Annotated in this window: 16 protein-coding genes; 9 read left to right on the top strand and 7 right to left on the bottom strand. The window is 59.6% G+C overall.

Annotation, left to right across the window (positions count from 1 at the left end; genetic code table 11):
- The first annotated feature begins 5 nt into the window (after positions 1-5).
- Genes efeO (IH404_RS15560) through efeO (IH404_RS15570) form a run of 3 tightly spaced genes read left to right on the top strand, consistent with a single transcriptional unit; the run spans position 6 to position 3369 of the window.
- On the top strand, positions 6-1208 hold the full coding sequence (gene efeO, locus IH404_RS15560; RefSeq protein ID WP_194438338.1) for an iron uptake system protein EfeO: 1203 nt from the start codon (positions 6-8) through the stop codon (positions 1206-1208).
- A 13-nt stretch (positions 1209-1221) separates the two neighbouring features.
- Positions 1222-2526, top strand: a complete 1305-nt coding sequence (gene efeB / locus IH404_RS15565) for an iron uptake transporter deferrochelatase/peroxidase subunit (RefSeq protein WP_194438339.1) — start codon at positions 1222-1224, stop codon at positions 2524-2526.
- 24 nt (positions 2527-2550) lie between these two features.
- Complete coding sequence (efeO, locus tag IH404_RS15570) at positions 2551-3369, top strand: iron uptake system protein EfeO (protein WP_122734208.1); 819 nt, start codon at positions 2551-2553, stop codon at positions 3367-3369.
- Between the two features lie 71 nt (positions 3370-3440).
- Here the strand turns inward: efeO (IH404_RS15570) and pssA are convergent, their stop codons facing one another.
- Positions 3441-4784 (bottom strand): CDP-diacylglycerol--serine O-phosphatidyltransferase, encoded by a 1344-nt coding sequence (gene pssA, locus IH404_RS15575; RefSeq protein WP_194438340.1) that lies wholly within the window; start codon positions 4782-4784, stop codon positions 3441-3443.
- A gap of 124 nt (positions 4785-4908) precedes the next feature.
- Here pssA and IH404_RS15580 point away from each other — a divergent pair, with 124 nt between their 5' ends.
- Together IH404_RS15580 and IH404_RS15585 are read left to right on the top strand one after the other, a co-directional pair.
- Entirely contained in the window at positions 4909-5460 is a 552-nt protein-coding gene (locus tag IH404_RS15580; protein ID WP_005788500.1) for a TetR/AcrR family transcriptional regulator, read from the top strand.
- 56 nt (positions 5461-5516) lie between these two features.
- Positions 5517-5996, top strand: coding sequence for a nuclear transport factor 2 family protein (locus IH404_RS15585; protein ID WP_194438341.1), 480 nt, complete (start codon positions 5517-5519; stop codon positions 5994-5996).
- Between the two features lie 134 nt (positions 5997-6130).
- On the opposite strand, the gene IH404_RS15590 is transcribed toward IH404_RS15585, so the two are convergent.
- Together IH404_RS15590 and IH404_RS15595 are read right to left on the bottom strand one after the other, a co-directional pair.
- Complete coding sequence (locus tag IH404_RS15590) at positions 6131-7288, bottom strand: PQQ-dependent sugar dehydrogenase (protein WP_194438343.1); 1158 nt, start codon at positions 7286-7288, stop codon at positions 6131-6133.
- Positions 7289-7300: 12 nt separating this feature from the next.
- Positions 7301-7615, bottom strand: coding sequence for a hypothetical protein (locus tag IH404_RS15595; protein ID WP_122734200.1), 315 nt, complete (start codon positions 7613-7615; stop codon positions 7301-7303).
- Between the two features lie 184 nt (positions 7616-7799).
- On the opposite strand from IH404_RS15595, the gene IH404_RS15600 reads away from it, so the two are divergent.
- Both IH404_RS15600 and ligD read left to right on the top strand, forming a co-directional pair.
- Entirely contained in the window at positions 7800-8639 is an 840-nt protein-coding gene (locus tag IH404_RS15600; protein WP_005788504.1) for a Ku protein, read from the top strand.
- Positions 8640-8663: 24 nt separating this feature from the next.
- Positions 8664-11183, top strand: a complete 2520-nt coding sequence (gene ligD, locus IH404_RS15605; protein WP_194438346.1) for a DNA ligase D — start codon at positions 8664-8666, stop codon at positions 11181-11183.
- Positions 11184-11202: 19 nt separating this feature from the next.
- On the opposite strand, the gene lpxO is transcribed toward ligD, so the two are convergent.
- Positions 11203-12102, bottom strand: coding sequence for a lipid A hydroxylase LpxO (lpxO, locus tag IH404_RS15610; protein ID WP_122734196.1), 900 nt, complete (start codon positions 12100-12102; stop codon positions 11203-11205).
- A gap of 265 nt (positions 12103-12367) precedes the next feature.
- A complete protein-coding gene (locus IH404_RS15615; protein ID WP_194438348.1) occupies positions 12368-13705 on the bottom strand; it encodes a Wzz/FepE/Etk N-terminal domain-containing protein in 1338 nt (445 codons plus the stop codon).
- Positions 13706-14043: 338 nt separating this feature from the next.
- Here IH404_RS15615 and IH404_RS15620 point away from each other — a divergent pair, with 338 nt between their 5' ends.
- Complete coding sequence (locus IH404_RS15620; protein ID WP_032875090.1) at positions 14044-14430, top strand: TIGR03067 domain-containing protein; 387 nt, start codon at positions 14044-14046, stop codon at positions 14428-14430.
- A gap of 139 nt (positions 14431-14569) precedes the next feature.
- Here IH404_RS15620 and IH404_RS15625 read toward each other — a convergent pair whose 3' ends face one another.
- A complete protein-coding gene (locus IH404_RS15625) occupies positions 14570-15382 on the bottom strand; it encodes a class I SAM-dependent methyltransferase (protein ID WP_194438350.1) in 813 nt (270 codons plus the stop codon).
- Positions 15383-15536: 154 nt separating this feature from the next.
- Between IH404_RS15625 and IH404_RS15630 the strand changes: the two genes are divergently transcribed.
- The gene (locus IH404_RS15630) at positions 15537-16772 is read left to right on the top strand and encodes an MFS transporter (RefSeq protein ID WP_194438352.1); all 1236 of its coding nucleotides are present in this window, start codon (positions 15537-15539) and stop codon (positions 16770-16772) included.
- Positions 16773-16816: 44 nt separating this feature from the next.
- On the opposite strand, the gene IH404_RS15635 is transcribed toward IH404_RS15630, so the two are convergent.
- Entirely contained in the window at positions 16817-18526 is a 1710-nt protein-coding gene (locus IH404_RS15635) for a polyurethanase (protein ID WP_194438354.1), read from the bottom strand.
- Between the last annotated feature and the right edge of the window lie 16 nt (positions 18527-18542).

Genomic DNA, 18542 nt, shown 5'->3' on the forward strand with positions numbered 1-18542 from the left:
GTCTCTTGTCCAACCCAACCCCTCAATCGGCCCCGCCATCCCGCGCCTTGCGCTGGGGTGTGGCCGGCTCGGTGGTGGTGATGATCGCCGCCGGTGGCCTGTTCTACTACGCCTCGCAATTGGCCGCGACCAAGCGCCAGACCAACCACAATGAAATCGCGGTGACGATTCACGCCCACGCCTGCGAGCCCAACGCCCTCACCGTGCCGGCCGGGCGCGCAAGCTTTCGTATCATCAACCGCTCCGACCGGGCGGTGGAGTGGGAAATCCTCGACGGTGTGCTGGTGGTCGAGGAACGGGAAAATATTGCTCCGGGCCTGAGCCAGGTGATCAACGCCAACCTGTTGCCCGGTGACTACGCCATCACCTGTGGCCTGCTGAGCAACCCGCGTGGCACCTTGCATGTCACCCCCACCGCGGAGTCCGACGCCCAGGCCAGGGCCAAGCCGTCGATGGTGGCGTTTATCGGCCCGTTGTCGGAGTTCCGTGTGTACTTGAGCGGCCAGAGCGGTGCGCTGATCAAGGCGGTGACGGCGCTACAACAGGCTATCGACGCCGGTGATCTGGCCCAGGCGCAGGCCCTGTATGTGCCGGCCCGTGAGGCCTATCAACGCCTGGCGCCGGCAGCCCAGCGCCTGGCCGAGCTGGACAACACGATCAACGCCCGCGCCGACTACTTTGAAAAGCGCGAGCAGGATCCCGCCTTCAGCGGCTTCCACCGCCTCGAATACAGCCTGTTCCAGCAACGCAGTCTCGACGGCCTGGCACCGGTCGCGCAACGCCTGGTGGCCGACGTCACCACGCTCAAGCAACAGCTATTGGCTCAGTCCCTGCCGCCGGAGCAACTGGTGAGCATCGTCGTGCGCAACCTTAATAGTCTGGCAGATGTGCGCGCCATCAGTGGCGAAGAGGAACGCTACAGCCATATCGATTTGAACGGCTTTGCCGCCAACTTGCAGGTCGCCCGCAAAGTAGTCGACCTAGTGCGTCCGCTGTTGACTAAATCCGCCGCCGACCTGCTGCCTCACATTGACAGCGCGCTCAATGCGTTCGACGCCGAACTCAACGGTTTGAAGGTTGACGACCACTACACCCGCTACGACAGCATCACCGCCGATCAGCGCCAGCAGATCGCCGACAAGGCCAAGGCACTGGCCGCCGCACTCGATGGAATCGACCCCGCCCTTGGCCTTTCCGGCCTGCAGTGAGACGAACGCAAACATGAGTGATTCAGAACAGCTAAACCTTGCGCGTCGCCGCGTCCTGCTGGGCATGGCGGCCACCGGCGCGGCCATCGCCGGCAGCACCTTGACCTGCCCGGCCATGGCCGCAGCGGCCGAGCAAGTCACCAGCGCTCCGCGCAGCGACAAGACCCACGACCACCAGGCTTTTTTCGGTCAGCATCAGAGCGGCATTGTCACGCCGCGCCCGGCCTGCGGCATGGTGGTGGCCTTCGACGTACTGGCCAGCGACCGCGAGGACCTCGAACGTTTGTTCCGCACCCTGAACGAGCGTATCGCGTTCCTGATGAGCGGTGGCACCGTGCCGCAGGTCGACCCGAAACTGCCACCCACCGACTCCGGCATCCTTGGCCCGGTGGTTACCCCAGATAACCTGACCATCACCGTGTCGGTCGGCGAATCGTTGTTCGATGAGCGCTTCGGCCTCAGTGCCGTCAAGCCCAAGCGCCTGAGCCGCATGGTGGGTTTCCCCAACGATGCACTGGAGCCGGCGCAGTGCCACGGCGACCTGAGCCTGCAGTTCAGTTCCAACACGCCCGATACCAACATCCACGCCCTGCGCGATATCGTGAAAAACCTGCCTGATTTGCTGCTGGTGCGCTGGAAACAAGAAGGCAGCGTGCCGCCCCAGGCCCCGGCCAAACCCGGCGAACCGGCGCAGAGTGCGCGTAACTTCCTGGGTTTTCGCGACGGTTCGGCCAACCCCGACTCCAACGATGCCAAGGCCATGGACCAGATCGTCTGGGTGCAACCGAGCAGCGACGAACCCGCCTGGGCGGCCCATGGCAGTTACCAGGCCGTGCGTATCATCCGCAACTTTGTCGAGCGCTGGGATCGCACCCCACTGCAAGAACAGGAAAGCATCATCGGCCGCGTCAAACCCACCGGCGCACCCATGGATGGCCAGCATGAAACCCAGGTGCCGGACTACAGCAAAGACCCGCATGGCAAGTTGACCAAGCTCGATGCGCACATCCGCCTGGCCAACCCGCGCACCCCGCAGACCCAGGCCAACCTGATCCTGCGGCGGCCGTTCAACTACTCCAACGGCGTCAACAAAAACGGTCAACTGGACATGGGCCTGTTGTTCATCTGCTATCAGGCTGACCTGGAGAAAGGCTTTATCAGCGTGCAAACGCGGCTTAACGGCGAACCGCTGGAGGAATACCTCAAGCCGGTCGGCGGCGGGTATTTCTTCACCTTGCCCGGCGTCACCGGCCCTGAGGATTTCATCGGGCGCACGCTGCTTGCTGCAACGCACTCAACCAATCCTGCCAAGACCTGAAACACACCAGAGCGGAATGCCCCCATGAAGAAGTCGTCTATCGCGTTGTCGTTGTTAATGAGCCTTGCGCCGCTGGCTGCCTTCGCTGCTACCGCGCCGCTCGACCTGGTAGGCCCGGTATCGGACTACAAGATCTACGTTACCGAGGAAATCGGCGAGCTGGTCACCCAGACCCAGGCGTTTACCGACGCCATCAATAAAGGTGACCTGGCCACCGCCAAGAAGCTCTATGCACCGACCCGCGTGCACTATGAGGCCATCGAGCCGATCGCCGAGCTGTTCAGCGACCTCGACGCGTCCATCGATTCGCGTGTCGATGACCATGAAAAAGGTGTGACGGCCGAAGACTTTACCGGCTTTCACCGGATTGAATACGCGCTGTTCGCGCAAAACTCGACCAAGGGCCTGGAAGCACTGACCGCCAAGCTCAATACCGATGTGAACGATCTCAAGACGCGGGTCGATGGTCTGACCTTCCCCCCGGAAAAAGTCGTCGGCGGCGCTGCGGCGCTGCTGGAGGAAGTCGCCGCCACCAAGATCTCCGGCGAAGAAGACCGCTACAGCCATACCGACCTGTATGACTTCCAGGGCAACATCGACGGTGCGAAGAAAATCGTCGATCTGTTCCGTGGCCAGATCGGGCAGCAGGACCAGGCGTTCCTGGCCAAGGTCGATAAAAACTTCGCCACCGTGGACAAGATCCTGGCCAAGTACAAGACCCAGGATGGCGGCTTTGAAACCTACGACAAGGTCAAGGACAACGACCGCAAGGCCCTGGTTGGCCCGGTCAACACCCTGGCTGAAGACTTGTCGATGCTGCGCGGCAAGCTGGGTTTGAATTAAAGACTACCGGCAAAAAAAACACCCAGGCCCTGTTGAGGGGCCTGGGTGTTTTTTTGCCTGCAGGATAAAGGCTACAAAATGCGGTACAGCAAACGCTCAATACGCACTCGGCTGACCCGACGCAGGAATTTACCCACTGCCGGCGGGTAATCAACCAACGTCTGCAATTGCTGGTAGCCCTGGATACGCGTGGTGTGCTGGAAGATCTGCGCCAGCTCGGTACGCCGCGGCTCCAGCCATTGGCCCTTGGGGTCGTCGATCAGCAAGCCGTTTTCCAGGTCGAGGCGAAATGCCCTGGGGTTGAGGTTGTTGCCGGTCAGCAAGGTATAGCGCTGGTCAACCCACATGCCCTTAAGGTGGTAGGTGTTGTCGCCATCGCGCCACAGGTGCAGGTTCAACTGGCCGCTGTCGATCATCGGCTGGTGACGCTTGGCAAAGCGCCGCAGGCTGATCTCATACAGATAAGGCAAGGCCGCGATCACCTTGAACGGCTCGCTGGGCGGAATATAGAAGTCGTTGGCCGTCTTGTCGCCGACCACGATGTCGATCTTCACCCCACGCGCCAGGGCGCGGTTGATCTCGCGGGTCACCGGCAACGGCAGGTTGAAATACGGCGTGCAGATGGTCAACTGCTGCTGGGCGCTCGCGATCAGCTCCAGAATGACCCGGCTCAGTGGGTTGTTCTTGCCGACGCCGAGCAACGGGCTCACCGAGAGGTGACCATTGGGCAACTGCCCGGCCGTGGTGTCATAGGCCGCGTGCTTGAGACGGCTGCGCAGGTCGCCGATATCGTTGCGCAGGCTACGGGTGGTCGGCGGGTTGGGCAGGTCCAGGCGGTGCACGGCCTTGGATGCCACCAGGCCGTGCTCGATCAGGTGTTGCATCGAATCGGCCAGCACCTGGCTGTGGATCAGGTGGTAACGATCGAAGCGGTACTTGTCGAACTTGTGCAAATACACATTGTTGAGGCTGGCGCCGCTGTACAGCACGCTGTCATCGATCACAAAGCCCTTGAGGTGCAATACGCCAAACAGCTCGCGGGTTTGCACCGGCACGCCATACACCGGCACTTCGCTGGCGTGGCTTTGCGTCATGGCCTGGTACCAGGCGCTGTTGCCCGGCTGCTTGCCGGCGCCAATCAAGCCACGCTGGGCGCGCAACCAGTCGACCATCACCACGATATCCAGCTCCGGCCGTGCCGCCTTGGCGGCGTGCAGTGCGTCGTAGATTTCCTGCCCCGCTTCGTCGTGCTGCAAGTACAAGGCGACGATGTAGATGCGACGCGTCGCCTGGGAGATTTTTTCCAGCAGGCAGCGACGATAGGCATCGGCGCCGGACAGCACCTCGATGGCCTCCGGGGACAGCGGGAAACCGCGTAGTTTGGGCAACAGGGAGCGTTTGAAGAACGACGGCATAGGGCTCGCAATGGGTCGAATCCGAAGAGGTCCAGAGCTTACACCATGGGACTGCTCAGGTCTCGCCGTACGGCATGGAAAAAGCCTGTTGACCAAGAAGAACGATCGTTCTACTGTAATAAGCATGAACGACATAACCCGCGACATTATCCTCGACGTCACCGAAAAGCTGATCTATCGCCATGGCATCGCCGCCACCGGCATGGACTTGCTGGTAAAAACCGCTGGCGTGTCGAGAAAAAGCATCTATCGCTATTTCGCCAACAAGGACGAGCTGGTGATTGCCGCCCTGCAGCGCCGCGACGAACGCTGGATGCAGTGGCTGCGCAGCGAAGTGGAACGCAGCGACAACAGCGGCGAGCGCCTGCTGGCGCTGTTCAGCGCCCTGAAAAGCTGGTTCGGTTCCGCGGATTTTCGCGGCTGCGCCTTTATCAATACCAGTGGCGAAACCGGCAACGCTCAAGATCCGGTACGCCTGCTGGCCAAGGCCCATAAACACAAACTGTTCGAGTACGCACTTGAACTGTGTCAAGCACATGGCACCCCCGACCCGCAACAGCAGGCCGCGCAACTGCTGATCCTGATCGATGGCGCCATTACCGTTGCCCTGATCATGGGTGATTCAACAGCTGCCGATAATGCGCAATGCATGGCGCGAACGTTATTGGGACTTTGAATTCTCGGAATTGGCAACTTCTATCATTCAACCCTACTGTTTTGAGGAGCCACCCCATGTCAGTCAATGCACAAGTCCGCCCGCCCCTGCCGCCCTTTACTCGCGAGTCGGCCATCGAAAAAGTCCGCCTGGCCGAAGACGGCTGGAACTCCCGCGACCCAGAACGGGTTTCCCTGGCCTACACCCTGGACACCCAGTGGCGTAACCGCGCCGAATTCGCCCACAACCGCGAAGAAGCCAGACAGTTCCTGAGCCGTAAATGGGCCAGGGAGCTGGAGTATCGATTGATCAAGGAGTTGTGGGCGTTCACCGACAACCGCATCGCCGTGCGCTATGCCTATGAGTGGCATGACGACTCCGGCAACTGGTTTCGTTCCTACGGAAATGAAAACTGGGAGTTTGATGAAAACGGCCTGATGGCCAACCGCTTTGCCTGCATCAACGATAAGCCGATCCAGGAAAGCGAACGCAAGTTCCACTGGCCGCTGGGGCGTCGCCCGGATGATCATCCGGGCTTGTCAGACCTGGGCCTGTAGCTCTGTTACCCTCTGTAGGAGCGAGCTTGCTCGCGAAAAACGTCAACGATAACGCGTGCGTCCTGAATGAACGCGGCGCCTATGGGTTTCTCGCGAGCAAGCTCGCTCCTACAAAAAGCGATTACCGAAAGGCATCAGTCCTGATTCAGCCCGACCCGATACAACACGCCATCGTCCTCATCCGTCAGCACATACAGAAACCCATCCGGCCCCTGCCGCACGTCACGAATTCGCGCTTTCAACTCGCCCAGTAAACGTTCCTCGTGAACCACCCTGTCACCCTCGAACTGCAACCGAATCAACTCCTGGGTGCCCAGCGCACCGATAAACAGGTTGTGCTGCCATACCTTGAACCGGTCGGCGTCATAGAACGCCATGCCGCTGATGGCCGGGGACTTCTCCCAGACATGGTGGGGCTGCACCGTGCCTTCTGCCGTTTTGCCCTTGGCTTCGGGAATCGGTAGCAGGGAGTAGTTGATGCCGTGGGTCGCCAGCGGCCAGCCGTAGTTCTTGCCGCGCTCGATGATGTTCACTTCATCGCCCCCACGCGGCCCATGCTCGTTTTCCCAGATTGTGCCGCTCCACGGGTTCAGCGCCAGGCCCTGTGGGTTACGCTGGCCGTAGGACCAGATCTCGGGACGTACACCGGGTTGGCCGACGAAGGGGTTGTCATCCGGTACCCGACCATCTGGATAGATGCGCACAACTTTGCCTTGCAGCTTGTCCAGGTCCTGGGCGGTCGGGCGGTCGTTGTTCTCGCCCAGGGTCACGAACAGATAGCCGTCACGATCGAACGCCAGGCGCGAGCCGAAGTGGTTGCCGGTAGACAGCTTGGGCTCCTGGCGCAGGATCACCTTGAAGTCCTCCAGGCCGCTCAAGTCAGCAGACAGGCGCCCGCGCCCCACAGCAGTTCCGGCTTTGCCATCCTGCCCGCCGCCTTCGGCGTACGACAGGTAGACCATACGGTCTTGCTTGAAGTCTGGTGACAACACCACATCCAGTAACCCGCCCTGCCCCTTGGCCCAGACTTGCGGCACCCCCTTCAACGGAGCGGAAAGCTTACCGTCGGGGCCGACAAATCGCAGGTGCCCGGGAAGCTCGGTCACCAGGAAGCCCTGCCGATCGGGTAGAAACGCCAGCGCCCAGGGATGATCCAGGCCTTTGGCGATCGGCGTGACGGTGATGCTGCCTTGCTCGCTGGGGAATTGCTGACTATCGGCGGCATAAACGGTGGTCAGCGGCAGCAGTGTGGCGGCACATACAGCCGCTAGCAGAGTTTTGCGTAGAAACATAAGGCGAAGTCCTTACCGGCGATTGCCGTTGGCATCATAGGTGGGTGCTTTGGTTTCGGTGGCCGGGCGACTGGGAGCGACGTCGCGCTTGGGATAGGTATTGCCGATTCCACGGTTCTCCACGGTCGGCCGAGGGCCGGTGGGCGCAGTCTGGATACCGCCGGCTGCAGGTGCGTTGGGCTGAGTGCCCTGCATGCTATTGGGGTTGGCCCGGTGAATCTGGCTGTTATTGGTGTCGTATTGGCCCGGCAGGTTTTGCGCCTGGGCCCAAGGCGCCAAGGCCAGGCCCAGCGCAAGTACTGCAAGATAACGTACATAAGCATTCATGACGGAGCCTCTCTATGCCGAGTACTACGTGCTTTCGATAACACGCTACGCCATGGGTTCGGCTTGCGACACTAAATAGTTTCTCATCAGGTGTAACACGATCTGTCCGAGCATCTGCCCGCCGAAACTTTTGCCGCGCCCTGCGAGTCACCAGAACAGGCTCACTTTTTAAGGAATCGGAGTTATGCCACGGGCAATCTGGAAAGGCGCTATCAGTTTCGGGCTGGTTCATATCCCGGTGTCGCTGGTCTCGGCGACATCTTCCCAAGGCGTTGATTTCGACTGGCTGGACAAACGCAGCATGGACCCGGTCGGCTACAAGCGCATCAACAAAACCACGGGCAAGGAAGTCACCAAGGAACATATCGTCAAGGGCGTCGCCTTTGAGAAGGGTCGCTATGTAGTGCTCAGCGAAGATGAAATTCGCTCGGCCCATCCGAAATCGACCCAGACCATTGAGATCATCGCGTTTGTCGCCGCTGACCAGATCCCCCTGCAAAACATCGACACGCCCTACTTCCTGGCGCCGGACAAACGCGGCGGCAAGGTCTATGCACTGCTGCGCGAAACCCTGAAGAAAACCGGCAAGGTCGCCCTGGCCAATGTGGTGCTGCATACCAAACAGCACTTGGCCGCGTTGATGCCGCTCGAATCGGCCCTGGTACTGGTGATGCTGCGCTGGCCCGCAGAAGTGCGCAGCCTGGACGAGCTGGAACTCGGTGCCGATGTAACCAAACCGACCCTGGCCAAGGGTGAGTTGGACATGGCCAAGCGCCTGGTGGAAGACATGAGCGCAGACTGGCAACCCGACGAGTACCGCGACAGCTTTCAGGACAAGATCATGGCGCTGGTGGCGAAAAAGGCCAAGGCCGGCAAGATCGAAGACGTGGAGTCGAGCCAAGACAGCGAAGAGCGCAAATCCGCCGACGTTATCGACCTGACCGAACTGCTTAAACGCAGCCTGGCGGGCAAACCCGCGGCGAAAAAGCCCGCCGCGAAGAAATCCAACAAAAAGGCCTCTTGAGCCTGCCATTGAGTGGAGCGCGACATGGCAAAGCCCCTGAGCGAATACAACCGCAAACGCGATTTCAAGATCACCGCTGAACCCGCCGGCAGCTCACCCGCCAGCAAGCGGAAAGCCTCGGCGCTGAGCTTTGTGATTCAAAAGCATGATGCGCGCAACCTGCATTATGACTTTCGCCTGGAACTCGATGGCGTGCTGTTGAGCTGGGCGGTGCCCAAGGGCCCGAGCCTGGACCCGAGCCAGAAGCGCCTGGCGGTCCACGTTGAAGACCACCCCCTGAGCTATGGCGGCTTCGAGGGCAGCATTCCAGCCGGCCAATACGGCGCAGGCGATGTGATTGTGTGGGACCGAGGTATCTGGCAGCCCCATGACGAGCCGCGCAAAGCCTATGCGGCCGGTAAGCTCAAGTTCACGCTGGTGGGCGAAAAACTCGCTGGGGATTGGACCCTGGTACGCACCCGACTCAAGGGCAGTGGCGACAAGGAGCAGTGGCTGCTGATCAAGGAAAAAGACCAGCAGGCACGCCCCGCTTCTGAATACGATATTGTCGACGCCGAGCCTGCCAGCGTGCTCAGCGATGCGGTAGTCGGCACGCCCAAGGCCAGGGCCCCAGTCAAAAAAAAGCCAGCGCCAAAGGCCAAGGCCCGCACGCAAGCGAGCGCCATGCCCGACGAATTTGCCCCGCAATTGGCGACCTTGGTCGATCGCGCACCCGAGGGCGATTGGCGCTACGAGATCAAGTTCGACGGTTATCGCATTCTCGCGCGCATTCATGACGGTGAAGTGCGCCTGTTCACTCGCAACGGCCACGACTGGAGCGAACGCCTGCCGCGCCAGGCCAAAGCCTTGCAAGCCCTCAAGCTCAAGGACAGCTGGCTGGATGGCGAAGTGGTCAGCCTCAACGGCGACGGCTTGCCGAATTTTCAGGCATTGCAGAATGCCTTCGATATCGGCCGCAGCCTGGACATCGTCTATTACCTGTTTGATGCCCCCTTCCTGAACGGCCGTGATCAACGCGAAGATCCGGTCGAGGAGCGTCGGGCTGCGCTTAAAGCTGCGCTCGCCGGCAGCAAAAGCAAACTGCTGCGTTTCTCCGAAGCCTTTGCCGCCAACCACCGCGATATTTTCGAAAGTGCCTGCGACCTGGCGCTCGAAGGCGTGATCGGCAAGCGTGTAGGCAGCCCCTATGTGTCCCGCCGCAGTGCTGACTGGATCAAGCTCAAATGCCGCCTTCGCCAGGAGTTCGTGATTGTGGGCTACACCCGCCCTCAGGGTTCGCGCAGCGGGTTTGGCGCGTTGCTGCTGGCGGTCAACGATGAAACCGGGCTGGTATATGCCGGGCGTGTGGGCACCGGATTTGATCAGGCCACGTTGAAATCCATCTACGCCAAGCTCACGCCGCTGGAGCGCAAGGACTCGCCCTTGCATAAGCCTTTGACCAGCACCCAGGCCCGTGGCGTGCATTGGGTCGAGCCGCGCCTGGTGGGTGAAGTGCAATTCGCCGAATGGACGCGTGAAGGCGTGGTGCGCCAGGCCGCCTTTGTGGGGCTGCGCACTGATAAGCCTGCGTCGCAGATCATTCATGAACAGCCGCGTGCGGCCAAGTCGATCAAGGCCTCCAAGAAGCAGAAGGCCGATAAATCCGACAAAGCAGTGAAGAACGTGAAAATCACCCACCCCGATCGCATTATCGACAAGCACAGTGGCACGCAAAAGCAGCAATTGGCGCAGTTCTACGCCGACATCAGCGAATGGATCCTGCCGTTCCTGCGCGGTCGTCCTGTGTCGCTGCTGCGCGCGCCCGAAGGCATCGAAGGGGAGCAGTTTTTTCAGAAGCACTCCGAGCGCCTGACAATTCCCCACATCAAGCAACTGGATCAGGCCCTGGATCCCGGTCATGCACGCCTGATGGAGGTAGACAGCGCAGAGGCGCTGGCCGGCGCCGTGCAAATGGGCACTGTCGAGTTGCATACCTGGGGCGCCACTACGGACAAGATTGAAACCCCTGACCTGTTCGTCCTGGACCTCGACCCGGACCCGGCCCTGCCTTGGAAATCCATGCTGGAAGCGGCCGAACTGACCCTGTCGGTGCTGGATGAGCTGGGCTTGCAAGCCTTCGTCAAGACCAGCGGCGGTAAAGGTCTGCACCTGATCGTGCCACTGGCCCGGCGTGATGGCTGGGACGCCGTCAAAGCATTCGCCAAGGCCATTGCCCAGTTTATGAGCCAGCAACTGCCCGAACGCTTTACCGCCACCAGCGGCCCTAAAAACCGTGTAGGCAAGATCTTTATCGACTACCTGCGCAACGCCCGTGGCGCCAGCACTGTGGCGGCATACTCCGTGCGTGCACGGCCGGGTTTGCCGGTATCGGTGCCGGTCAGTCGGGAAGAGTTGAAAGGGTTGCGTGGCGCCCAGCAGTGGACGGTGGCGAACCTGCATGAGCGTCTTCAGGGTTTGAAGGGCGACCCATGGGCCGGCTATGCCAATCGGCAGAAGATCAGCAAGAAGATGTGGGACAAGCTGGGCGCAAAACCACCGCAGTGATTCGCGCCCGGCACAGGGTTCAGATAAGGATGAAGATCAGCGCCAGAGCGGCAAAAATCGCCCACTTCTCCAGGTAGTAGCGTGTGCGGTTGCGCTTTTTGAGCTCCTTGCCGCGCAGGCGGATCTTGTACAAGCGGGTAAAGGCACGGTTGAGGCCGCCGGTCTTGTCGCCATCATCATTGGGCGAGCCCGCAGCGGCCATTACATTGCGGCTGAACCAACGGTTGAACGCCGCCGCCCAGCGGTACTTCATCGGGCGCTCGATATCGCAGAACAGAATGATGCGGTTCTGCTGGGTGGTATTTTCTGCGTAGTGAATGTAGGTCTCGTCGAACATCACCGGCTCGCCGTCGCGCCAGTAATAGCTCTCGCCATCCACATTGATGTAGCACCCTGGGTCGTTGGGTGTATCGAGCCCCAGGTGATACCGATAGGAGCCCGCATACGGGTCACGGTGGCGCACCAGTTTGGAGCCCGGTGGCAGTTCGGCGAACATCGCGGCCTTGATCGAGCCGATCCCTTGCACCAGCTCGGTGGTGCGCGGGCACAGCTTCATCGCCGACGGGTGGCTGTCGCCATACCACTTGAGATAAAAGCGCTTCCAGCCCGACTTGAAAAACGAGTTGAAACCCACGTCGTTGTACTGGTCCGAACGCTTGATCTCCCCGGCCCGCATCAGGTTCTGGCCTTCCTCGCGGATCTCTTGCCAATGTTCCTGCAAGGGGCTCAGGTCTGGAAAATCGCTGGGCGACAGATAGGGACGGCTGGGCTGCCTGGAGAACAAGTACAGGAAACAGTTGATCGGCGCCAGGAACGTCGAGTGATCGCTAAGCTGGCGACCCAGCTTGTGTCGCACCCGACCACGCAGGTGTACATACGCAATGGAGGCAACGTAGAGAGCAACAATGATGAGTTTCAAGGGATTCGTCACAAGTCAGGGAGAGAACAGGCTGCTCCTGCGGGCCCACAACGGCCGAGGATGGATATGCAGCACCTGAAATCACAATTCACGTACAGGTGACACGGCCGGCTGGGCGACCTTGCGGCGTGTAACCATTGGCCGTTATTTAGCCATACTTTGTAACCAAAGGTTAACTAAGAATTGTGAAAAGCTGTCTAGTGAGTGTGCTGGGGGTGGGAACAGACGGGCTTGTGCGCCCGCCTGTTTAAAGGCGTAACTGCGATTATTGCGGCGCGTCTTTACCGTCACGGCGAGGCAAACTGGCGTCTGCCAACGCGGTATAGGGGACAACCTGGCTACGACTGCGGATGAAGTGGCGGATCAAGGCGATCATCAGCCCCAGCAACAGGCCGCCTACCAGACTCAACGCAATGACCAACGATTTTTTCGGTTTGATCGGCGCCAAAGGCTCCTGGGCGCGACGGTCGATCGTCACCAGCTTCAGGTTGCTCATGTCGATGTTCAAGCCACGCAGCCTGGCGACTTCAGCGCGAAGTGGCTCGACGTCCTGCAGGAATATGTCTTCATTGCCGCGCTTGCGCAGCACCTCGACTTCGCGGTTGCTTTCGAGCAGTTGCAAATCCTTGCCGATCTCGGCAATTCGCGGGTTGGTGAAGTCATCGCTGGTGCGCTGTTGCAGCGCAGCGCGTTCGGCTTCCAGAGCCTCGGTGCCCATGAAGTACAGGGGGATCTTCTGATTGTTCACCTCTGTGCGCATGACCTGGCTTGACCCACTGCGCGTGGAGTCCGCCATGGAAGATGGTGTCGTCGGGGTGCGGATGCCCATGGACTTGGCGATGGAGATGGCTTCCGCCAGCTCGGCCAGGCGATTGGTACGCTCCATCTTCATCTGCAGCCGCAGCGCGCTGAGCTCATCCTGCAACTGGGCACGCTTGAGTCGGTCAGCCTCAAGCAGCTTGGCGATCTTGGATTCCTTTTCCGTATCGTAGTTGTCACGGGCGGCGTCGATCTTGCCTTTGAGTTCGCTCAAGCGGTTATTGACGATCACCTTGAGGTCGGCGCCAACCTGCTGACGCTCGGCGGCGATGGCGTAGTCTACAAAGCCGTTGAGGATCGCGACACCATCAACGTCTGTCGGGTATTGCAGTTCCAAGCGAATATAGCTGCTCAGCGAGTCTGATTTCTTCGGATCCGGCAAGATCAGGTTGACAGAGTTTCGATTGAACGCCTCAAAGCTTTGCTCAAGGCTCTGCCCCGGCTTCTTGAACGCCTTGAACAATTCCTCGTGTTCCTTGAAAAATCCCAAGCGCGCCTCGTAAGAGTCTAACTGTGCTCCCACTTTCATCAGGGCGTCAGCGGGAGGCAACTTATAGACTTCCGAACGGTTCAACGCATCCAGTTCATTGATTGCCGCAGGCCGCAGCACACTGCTGACTTCATAAGTCTTGGGTGCCAGGAACGCGTACCCTGCCCCTAATACGCCCACCAGAAGCGTACATCCGACTACCAGCTTTTTTTGTCGCCAGATGGCGTGAAACAATTCAAACAAGTCAATTTCATCAGACGCTACGGAGGGCGGGAGCGGGGAAGTGCGATTCAAAATAAGAACACCTTAAAATAATACTAAAAGGCCATCATTCTCAGAAACCTAAATGGCTTCAAAAATCAGGGACAACGCCCTGGATACGCCGGACCGGTGGCGATGTGACCACTTAGCCAGCCGAAATATCCCACATTTCCAAGGATTATTTCGGTTTTATATCGAGGAGTAGTACAAATGGCGCAGCATTGTCGGACTTGCGCGCTTGCAAGCATAGTCAATAGAACATCAAAATGCTGTCAAATAGCTGTCTTCTAAAGAAAAAACTTATCCGCCTACGTCGTGGTTGCGTACCTGATGCAACGGGGCGCTTCCCTGATCAGCAATAAGGAATTTGCATGCTGTCTGTTTCAACTCTCGATTTACGCGGCTTACAAGGCACCTGGGAGCAAACTGCCCTTGAAGACAGTGGCATCCTCAACCCCGCCGACGCCCACAGTGCGCCAGGGGCTATTACCACCATCACGGGCGATTGCTTCGAAGTGACCACCGTCAATGGTGATCAACTGCTGGCGGGCCGTTTTTTCCTGGATGCCAGTACCACGCCCAAAAGCATTACCTGGATTGACGCTATCGGCGATGACGCCGGCAAGCAGCTTCCCGCCAGTTACCGGCTCGACGGCGATGATTTCGTATTTATCGCAGCGGATGAAGGCATGCCCAGGCCCACCGTGTTCAGCACCGGCCCTGGGCAAACCATGCGCACCTTCGTGCGGCGCTCGTGATCGGTGCGTTTATCCGATTTGATCACGGCATTTTCACACGTTCTTCACTTTCCGGCAGATAGGGTTACATATACCTACTCCAGTGAATCCCTTGGCCCGCCTCTCCTCGCGGGCTTTTTTTTGTGCGCTGTGAACTTGATCAGTCGTTACGTTTGGTCGCCGTCAGGGTAAAGCACAGGGGTAACTGCGCGACCTGATGCTCATATTGATCGTAAAGTTCTTCCCGGTTGGAATGCGGGTATTCCTGCAAATGAGCGATCTGCAACTGCGCTGCGATAGCCCCGCTGACCACACTGCCCAGGGTATGTACATACCAATAGGAGGTCGGCCCGGGCCGCTCGTCCTTCCCTTCATAGACAATTGCCTCCTGCAGCACAAAGGGTTCACGCTGGAAGTAAGAACTGGCAGGCAGCATCGGGTTGGCCCCACAGGGGTCAAACACCTCAAGAAAGGGATGGGTTTCGTACATGACCAACGTACCGCCGGGCTTCAGCACACTGGCAACCTGGCGCATGAACAACGCCACATCCGGCATCCAACCCAGCACGCCAATGGTCACCAGGGCAATATCGAACCGTGCCTGCAGACGCTCCGGCAAATGGTGGATATCGGTCTCAATGAAATCAGGGCTGTGTGGCGAGACCTCGGCCAATTCCCGCGCCTGTTCAAGAAACGCCCGGGATTGATCAACCCCCACCACCGAACGGGCCCCCAAGCCATACAACGAAAGGCTTTCGCGTCCGTTGTTGCAGCACAATTGCACGACGTCCTTGCCCGCCACACCTACCTCATGCAGCAACGCGGTGATAGTGGGGTCAAGGCAGGAAAAGTCAGGTTCGGCCACCGAGGCCAGTAGCTCCCTCCAGGTCGCCGTGTCTTTGTGCAACCGGGCCGATTCGTCCCAGGCGTTTTTATTGCTGGCAATCGCCTCTTGCGCTGAGGGCATGTCCATTGCGTCTCCAGAAAGTCAATACAGCGGGCTTAGGAACATAAGCCAAATATCTGCCAGATAAAACCCGCAGTCTCAGCGAAACTTATGGCCAAGCCTACCGGTCATTAAGCCATCGCGTGTTCAGCCCTTGAATGCCGCTCTCGAAGGTCGCACTGTGGCCCATCATTCAGATCTGCGTACTGCCCTTTCCCTGGACAGCCTGAACTTCTTCCTCGCGGATGTTCGCGACGGTCTCGGGCCGTATCTGGCGATCTACCTGCTGGCGGTCCATAAATGGGACCCGGCCAGTATCGGCGTAGTCATGACCCTGGCCGGTATCGCCGCCTTGATCACCCAGGGCCCGGCGGGTGCGCTGATCGACCGAACCCGCAGCAAGCGCGCAGTCATCGCGATTGCCGCGCTGCTGGTCACTGGCAGCTGCCTGATACTGCCCTTCGTCAGTTCATTTGGTTGGGTGGCGCTGACCCAGGCCGCCAGCGCCGTTGCCGCATCGGTATTCGCCCCGGCCATTTCTGCCATCTCCCTCGGTATTACCGGCCCCCGTGCTTTCACTCGGCGTACCGGGCGCAACGAAACCTTCAACCACGCCGGCAACGCTGTGGCCGCACTGCTGGCCGGGGGCCTGGCGTATCTGTATGGGCCGGTGGTGGTGTTTTACCTGATGGCGTTTATGGCAGTCGCCAGTGTCATTGCGGTCAGTTGTGTTTCTGGCAAGGCGATTGATCATGAGGTGGCCCGTGGCTTCGATCCCGCCCATCACAGCGACCATGAGCAGCCATCGGGCCTGACCGTCTTGCTGGCCAACCGCCCGTTGCTGCTGTTCGCCGTCTGCTGCGCGCTGTTTCACCTGGCCAATGCCGCGATGCTGCCACTGGTCAGCCAGAAGCTGGCGCAGATCAACCTGCAGATGGCCACGCCCCTGACCTCAGCCTGCATTGTCGCCGCACAGTTGGTCATGGTCCCGATCGCCTGGCTGGTCGGGCTCAAGGCAGATATCTGGGGGCGCAAGCCGCTGTTGCTGGCCGGCTTTCTGATCCTGCCGCTGCGTGGCGTGCTGTATACCCTGTCCAGCGATCCGTATTGGCTGGTGGCGGTGCAGATGCTTGACGGTATCGGCGCGGGTATTTTCGGCGCGCTGTTCCCGGTCATCGTCAAGGACCTGACCCAAGGTACCGGGCGTTTCAATGTCAGTCTGGGCGCCCTTTCCACTGTGTTCGGCCTCGGCGCGGCGCTAAGCAGCAGCCTGGCCGGCTTCGTGGTGCAACAGGCCGGCTATAACGCAGCCTTTCTGACCTTGGCGGGCGTGGCGGGCGTGGCGTTGCTGCTGTTGTGGCTGGCGATGCCGGAAACCCTGACAAAACCCAGTCTGCAGGTGCCGGTAATGGGCTGAAGCAGAACACCCCAGTCATCCAAGGTGCTCTGCCCGGCCTGCGTTCAGGAAATAAAGATGCCTGCGCCATTCAACTGAGTCATGTTCACGCCCATTAACATCACCGAGTTGTCACCAAAGGCCAGCACGGTGTTGTCCTCGAACGTCGAGGCATAAGAGCGGTAATCGTAATCCTGGCCCAGGCCAGCCATACCCATGAACACCAGCTTATCGCTGGCCTGGTAACCCTGGATCCGGTCGTTGCCGAAGATGCCTTCGAACAGGAAGGTATTACTGCCACCGCCTGCAACCATCAGGTCATTGCCGGTGCCGCCGACAAATACGTCATTACCCGGGCCTCCGATCAGGTGATCGTCGCCGCCCAAGCCGAACAGCCAATCACCCGTGGCATGAGCGGTGAGGACATTGTCATGGGCATCGCCGTTGGTAGAGGCCGCGTAGTGCGTCAGGTCGTTACCGGCCAGCAGGCCTTCGCCGGTCACCTTATAAGTGATGTCATTGGAGCCCCAAGGGATTGAAGTCCAGGGTATATAGGCCTTCTCTTTGCTGACCAATGCGCCGATATCCCGGGTCATACTGATACCGCCATAGGCGTCGTTGACATACAACGTGCCATCGCCGTCATTGGCAAAGCTGAAGGCGCCCAGTGGCTTTTGCAGTTCGAAGACGTTATTGCCCTGCCCCCCCAGCAGGATGTTGTAGCCGCCGTCATCGCGGAAACGATCATCACCTGCGCCACCTTCCAGGAAGTCATTGCCCGCTCCGCCCTTGAGCAGGTCGTTGCCCTCGGTACCGAAGATGAAGGTATTGCCGGTGTGTTTTTCGGCGTAGCGATTCAGGTCTTGCACCCAGGTGGTTTCACGCGTGGCCTCGCTGAGGCTGGAGACTACGATGGTCGAGTCTTTGCTGGTCAGGTCGTAGAAATCCGAGGACGCGATACGCTTCATGCCTTGGATGTAACCGTCCAGGGAGTGAGCCTTGCCGACTCCCCAGTTGAGGGCATTGGGTAAATGCGCCCAGGCCGAGGCGTAGTTATCGGTAAAGCTGACCAGGTTATTGGCCGCCGAATCCCAAACGCTATCGTTACCCCAGCGCAGTGCCGACGTATTGATGCCTTCGCCATCAATGGCCTTGAACACCAGGTCATTCTCATAGCCGATATTCAAGATCCGAGTGTCACCCGAACGCTGTGTGGGTGAGGCAAAGGTGACGTAGTTGGCATCCTCGAAGAAGCCGCCCCAATGATCATGGCTCAAGGTCGCCAAGCTGTTGGCCCCGAGTGCGCCGAGGCTATGGCCGGTGACCAGGATATCCTTGCCGGTCAAGCCCTGGCTCCTGGCGTAGCTGGCGACGTTCTCCAATAAGCCACTGAACGCGAACTGAGCATAATGGGCGGCGTATCCGGGTACGGCGGCAGCAGCCAGATCGCTGGCGACGTCGCCCAATCCATCCCAGGACAAGCCAAAGGACGTCCCACGAAAGGCAACCCCCATGGCGATCAGCTTACCCACGCCATCGTACTGCCCCACAATCTTGACGTTGGCGGAGGGAGCCAATACCGTCTCGCCCCAAAAGGTGCCGTACTCGTCGACTTTCTGCGTCACCCCCAGTGCTTGCGCACCGATAGGCGCCCAACCGCCAGCGGTCAGCGGTTGGCCGCTGGCGTCATAAGCGTAATCGGACAAGGCCAAAGCGTCGTTCAACAGCGCCTTGGCCTTCTGGCCCGTCATGCTCTTGTAATCGAAAACCCCCATACCCATTGCCCCTTTT

It is taken from the genome of Pseudomonas sp. OST1909 (assembly GCF_015277575.1).
In the GTDB taxonomy this organism is placed as follows: Bacteria; Pseudomonadota; Gammaproteobacteria; order Pseudomonadales; family Pseudomonadaceae; genus Aquipseudomonas; species Aquipseudomonas synxantha_A.